The organism is Bacillota bacterium, from assembly GCA_023511835.1.
Lineage (GTDB): Bacteria > Bacillota > Sulfobacillia > JAIMAT01 > JAIMAT01 > JAIMAT01.
The window spans coordinates 1-4,627 of the sequence record JAIMAT010000124.1 but is presented as its reverse complement, the minus strand read 5'-3'; the positions used below and the strand labels follow the sequence as shown (position 1 = coordinate 4,627).

Genomic DNA, 4,627 nt, shown 5'->3' with positions numbered 1-4,627 from the left:
GCGCCCACCAGGAGGACGGTGACCACCGTCCGGGCCACCAGCCCCTCCAGCGGGTCGGCGTGGCGGAGACCGAGGCGCCCGAAGACGGGGGCGACGCCCCAGAGGAAGGCACCCAGGAGGGCGAGGGCGAGGCTCTTCACGGGCCCACCTCGACCAGGCGCGGGAGCGGGCGGTAGACGTCCACCCCCAGGTCGCGGCGCTCGGCCGGGCGGCCCGGGTACTGGACGACGAGCCAGGTGCGGACGGCGACGCCGTCGTAGCCGGGCACCAGCACCCGCTCCGTCCCGGGCGGGAGCGAGCGGTTGGGCACGCGCACGGTCCACGGCCTCTGGCGCCAGAGCTCGCGGTGCTCCCAGCGCACCCGCGGCGGGGTGTAGTCACCGTAGAGGGCGACGTAGAGCGTCCGGCCGCGCATGGCCGCCCAGAGCAGGAGGGGCGTCTCCCGGTCGTTGCGGAAGCGGAAGTCCAGGCCGGAGCTGGAGGCGATGGTGGCGTCCTGGCCGGGCGGCACGTAGGGGACGAGCATGCTGTGGGGGTGGCGTTCCACCACGGGCAGGTCGGCGGCGCGGACCACGTTGTAGAGGTTGGAGGCGATCTTGCAGACGCCGCCGCCCACGGTGGGGATGATGCGCGAGCCGGCGTAGGTGGGGCCGTCGCGGTAGCCGCGCTCGCGGGTGAAGGGGCCGATGGCGGCGAGGAGGGAGAAGGTGGCGCCGGGCGGGACGATCCTTCCGGCCAGCAGGCGGGCGCCCAGGGCGACGTTGAAGACCTCGTCGAAGTAGGGGTCGGGGAGCGTGGTGCGGAAGGCGGCCACCAGATGCGGGGCCGGGAGCCGTCGCCGCAGCGCCGCCAGCTCCGCGGGCGGGGAGGCCGACCAGGGCAGCTCCTTCTCGCCCACGTAGGCATAGAGGCGACCGTCCGGCGAGCCGGGCGGGTCGCAGTTGCTCTCCTGGGCCGGCGACCGACCGGCGGGCGCGGGGGCGGGTGCGGCGGGCGGGCGGGCGGCGATCCGGCCGCCCGTGGTGCCCCGCAGGAGGAGCCCGCCTGCGGCGGCCCCGACTAGGAGGGCCACGAGCAGGCCCGCGAGGAGGCGCGGCGGGCGCGCGCCCAGGAGCAGGACGCGCACCCGGATCCCCCGGCTCCCCCCTCGGCCCGGTCTCCGCGGCAAGAGTCTCGCCTCCGCTGCGCCCCGTCCGCGGCGGGGAGGAGCCCGCCGCCCGGCGCACCCCGATCCCTATGCGGACGGCCGGGCGGTCGATGCCGGGCCGGAGGCGGGCTCCTCCCGGAGGCGCAGGCGGAGCAGGTTCTTCTGGATCTTGCCGCTGGCCGTCCGAGGCAGCTCGGGGACCAGCTCGACGCGCGTGGGCGCCTTGAAGTGGGCCAGGCGCTCCCGGCACCAGGCGAGCAACTCCTCGGCCGTCACCCGGGCGCCCTCGCGCGGCACGACGAAGGCGACCGGCGTCTCCCCCCAGACCGGATGCGGAGCGGCCACCACCGCCGCCTGGGCGACGGCCGGGTGGCGGTAGAGGACCGCCTCGACCTCCAGGGAGGCGATCTTCTCGCCGCCGGAGACGATCAGGTCCTTGGCCCGGTCGCGGATCTCGATCTCGCCGTCGGGGTGCCAGACGGCCAGGTCGCCGGTGTGGAACCAGCCGCCGGCCAGAGCCCGCGCCGTCCCTTTGGGGTCGCGGTGGTAGCCCTCCATGACCACATTGCCGCGCACCACCACCTCGCCCAGCTCGCGGCCGTCGCGCGCCACGTCGCTCATGTCCGGCCGCACCACGCGCACCCGGCCGGCCAGGGGGAGGGGGACGCCCTGGCGCCCCTTGCGCCGGGCGCGCTCGTCCGCGGGCAGCTCCCGCTCCCCGGGGGCTTCCTCGTGCCGGGTGGCGAAGGCCGTCACCTCGGTCAGGCCGTAGAGGTGGACCACCTGCCAGCCCAGCTCCTCCTCCACCCGCCGGATCACCTCGACCGGCGGCGCCATGCCGCCCACCAGCCAGCGCACGCGTCCGCGGCCCGGCGCGGGCGAGAGCCCGCGGGCGCGGGCGTGTTCGAGGCAGAGCGTGAGGACGGTGGCGGCGGCGCCGAAGAGCGTCACCCCGTAGCGCTCCACGCGCCGGAAGATCTCGCCCGGCTCCACCCGGGCCAGCATTACGTTGGCCGCGCCCACGCCCTGCGTCGCCCAGATCAGGCCCCAGCCGTTGGCGTGGAACATGGGCGCCACGTGCAGGCAGACGTCGCCGGGCCCCAGCTGCAGGGCGAGCATCATGTCCACCGCGTTCAGGAAGTTGTTCCGGTGCGTCTGGCGCACGCCCTTGGGCCGTCCGGTGGTGCCGCTGGTGTAGTTGATGGAGAGGAGATCGCGTTCGCCCACCCGCTCCGCGTCGAAGGGGAGCGGCTCGGCGGCGGCGGCCGCCTCCTCCAGCGAGGGCAGGCCGTCGACGCGGCCGCCCAGGGTGTAGACGGCGGTGGCGGGCCGCTCGCGGAGGAGCGGGCCCAGCGCCGGCGCCAGGGCGGCGTGGGCGAGGAGCAGGCGGACCTCGGCATGGTCCAGGATGTAGGCCAGCTCCGGGGCCGCCAGGCGCGTGTTGAGCGGCACCAGGACGGCGCCGGAGAGGGGGACGGCCGAGTAGCAGACGAAAGTGTCGGCCACGTTGGGCCCGAGGAGCGCCACGCGCTCCCCCCGGCGCACGCCCAGCGCGAGGAGCGCGCCCGCCAGGCGCTCCACGCGCTGCCGGAGCTGGTCGTAGGTGAGGCGGAGACCGTCGTCGAGGACGGCCACGCGCCCGGGATAGAGCTCGAACCCCCGCTGGCAGAGGGCCAGCGGCGTCAGCGGTACCTCCAGGGAGCTCGCCCCCTCCCGTTTCCGCAGTGACTCGCTGGCAGCGATATGCGGCGGCGTGGACGACGGTTCGCGCGCCGGGGGACAGGAAGCGGCCGCCGCGCCGGCCACATAGGCTGCCTCCGCAGACGACGGGGGGTGCGCGGAGTGGAAGCGGCGCGAGAGGCGGCCTCTTGGCCGCTGGGCTTCCTGAGGTTCGAGGAGCTGGCGGAGGTGGCGGAGATCGAGGCGCGGGTCTTCCCCGAGCCGCTGGACCTGCCCTCGCTCGCCCGCCTCTGGCTCACCCCGGGGACGGTCTACCTCGCCATCCGCGACGGGGAGCGGCTGGCCGCCTACTTCAGCTTCCAGGTGCAGGGGCCGACCGCCCACGTCATCGCCAACGCGACGCGGCCGGAGTACCAGGGGCGGGGGCTGGGGCACCGGATCCTGCGCGAGGCGGAGCCCGTCGCCCGAAGCCGCGGGGCGCGCTGGTTCCTGGGCGAGGTGCGGCGCTCCAACCTGCGTCAGCTGGCCGTGTTGCGCGAGCTGGGCTGGGTCGAGGTCGGCCGCTGCCCGCGTTTCTTCGGGAACGGCGAAGAGGCCGTCGTGGTCTGGCGATGCCTGCCGTGAGCGCGGGTCCGGGTGGACGGCCGCTGGCCGAACTGGTGGCCGGCCTGGGCGGCCGCCTGGAGGGCGAGGCCGGGCCAGTGGCCGTGCGCGGGATCGCCGTCGACTCGCGCCGCGTCCGGCCCGGCGATCTCTTCGTGGCGCTGCCGGGCAGCCGCACCCACGGTGCCGCCTACCTGGGGGAGGCGGTGGCCCGCGGGGCGGCGGCGGCCGTTCTCCCTCCCGGTGCGGCGGCGCCGCCGGGCTTTCCCGTCTTCCGCCATCCCGCCGCCGGCGACCTCCTCGCCGAGCTGGCCGCCCGCCTTTACGGACGGCCGGGGGAGCGGCTTCGGCTGGCGGGAGTGACGGGGACCAACGGCAAGACGACCACCGCCCTCCTCCTGGCCCACCTGCTGCGCGCGACAGGGCGGCGGGTGGCGGCCTGGACGACGACCGCCGCCTGGTCGCCGGGCGGCCCCTTCCGGCCGCTCTGGACCACGCCCCCGGCCCACGAGCTGCAGCGCTGGCTTGCCCAGGCGGCGGACGCCGGCTTCCAGGAGGCCGTGCTCGAGGTCTCCTCCCACGGCGTGGCGCAGGGGCGCATCGCCGGCCTCCGCTTCGCGGCCGGGGTGGCGACCAACCTCTCGCCCGACCACCTGGACTTCCACGGCAGCCTCGCCGCCTACGCCGCCGCCAAGCGCGCCTTCATCGCCGGCCTGGAGGCCGGCGCGGTGGCCGTCCTCAACGGGGAGGACCCGGTGGTGCGGGAGTTCGCGCGCTCGACGCGGGCGCACGTGGTCGACTTCGGCTTCGCGCCGGGGCGCGGCGTGGGCGCGGAAGGGGTGGAGAGCGACGCGGGGGGGAGCTGCTTCCTCCTGCGCGTGGGGGACGCCGAGCTGGCCCGCCGCGCCGGCCTGGCGCCCGGGGAGCGGATTCCCGCGCGGCTCCGGCTGGTGGGCCGGCACAACGTGGCCAACGCGCTGGCCGCCTCCGCCGCCGCGCTCTGGCTGGGCCTGGAGCCGGGACGGCTGGCGGGCGCTCTGGCCGCCTTCGAGCCGCCGCCCAGAAGGCTGGAGAGCCTGACCGTCGGCCCCTTCACGGTGATCAACGACGTGGCCATGAACGAGGCCTCCTGCGAGACGGTGCTGGCGGCGGTGGAGGCGATGGCGCCGGCGCAGCTGGTGGTGGTCCACGCCGTCC

At 76.4% G+C, this 4,627-nt stretch carries 4 protein-coding genes; 2 read left to right on the top strand and 2 right to left on the bottom strand.

The window, feature by feature from the left end:
• Positions 1-136 precede the first annotated feature (136 nt).
• Together K6U79_11155 and K6U79_11150 are read right to left on the bottom strand one after the other, a co-directional pair.
• Positions 137-1,126 (bottom strand): VanW family protein, encoded by a 990-nt coding sequence (locus K6U79_11155; GenBank protein MCL6522910.1) that lies wholly within the window; start codon positions 1,124-1,126, stop codon positions 137-139.
• A 108-nt stretch (positions 1,127-1,234) separates the two neighbouring features.
• Entirely contained in the window at positions 1,235-2,824 is a 1,590-nt protein-coding gene (locus K6U79_11150) for an AMP-binding protein (protein MCL6522909.1), read from the bottom strand.
• Between the two features lie 66 nt (positions 2,825-2,890).
• Between K6U79_11150 and K6U79_11145 the strand changes: the two genes are divergently transcribed.
• On the top strand, positions 2,891-3,451 hold the full coding sequence (locus K6U79_11145; GenBank protein ID MCL6522908.1) for a GNAT family N-acetyltransferase: 561 nt from the start codon (positions 2,891-2,893) through the stop codon (positions 3,449-3,451).
• A partial coding sequence (locus tag K6U79_11140; GenBank protein MCL6522907.1) for a UDP-N-acetylmuramyl peptide synthase occupies positions 3,448-4,627 on the top strand: 1,180 nt, incomplete at its 3' end. The genes K6U79_11145 and K6U79_11140, both read left to right, overlap by 4 nt.

What these genes read in the sequence shown, in the direction of transcription:
- K6U79_11145 (MCL6522908.1), top strand. Translation starts at nt 2,891, where the DNA reads ATGCGGCGGCGTGGACGACGGTTCGCGCGCCGGGGGACAGGAAGCGGC.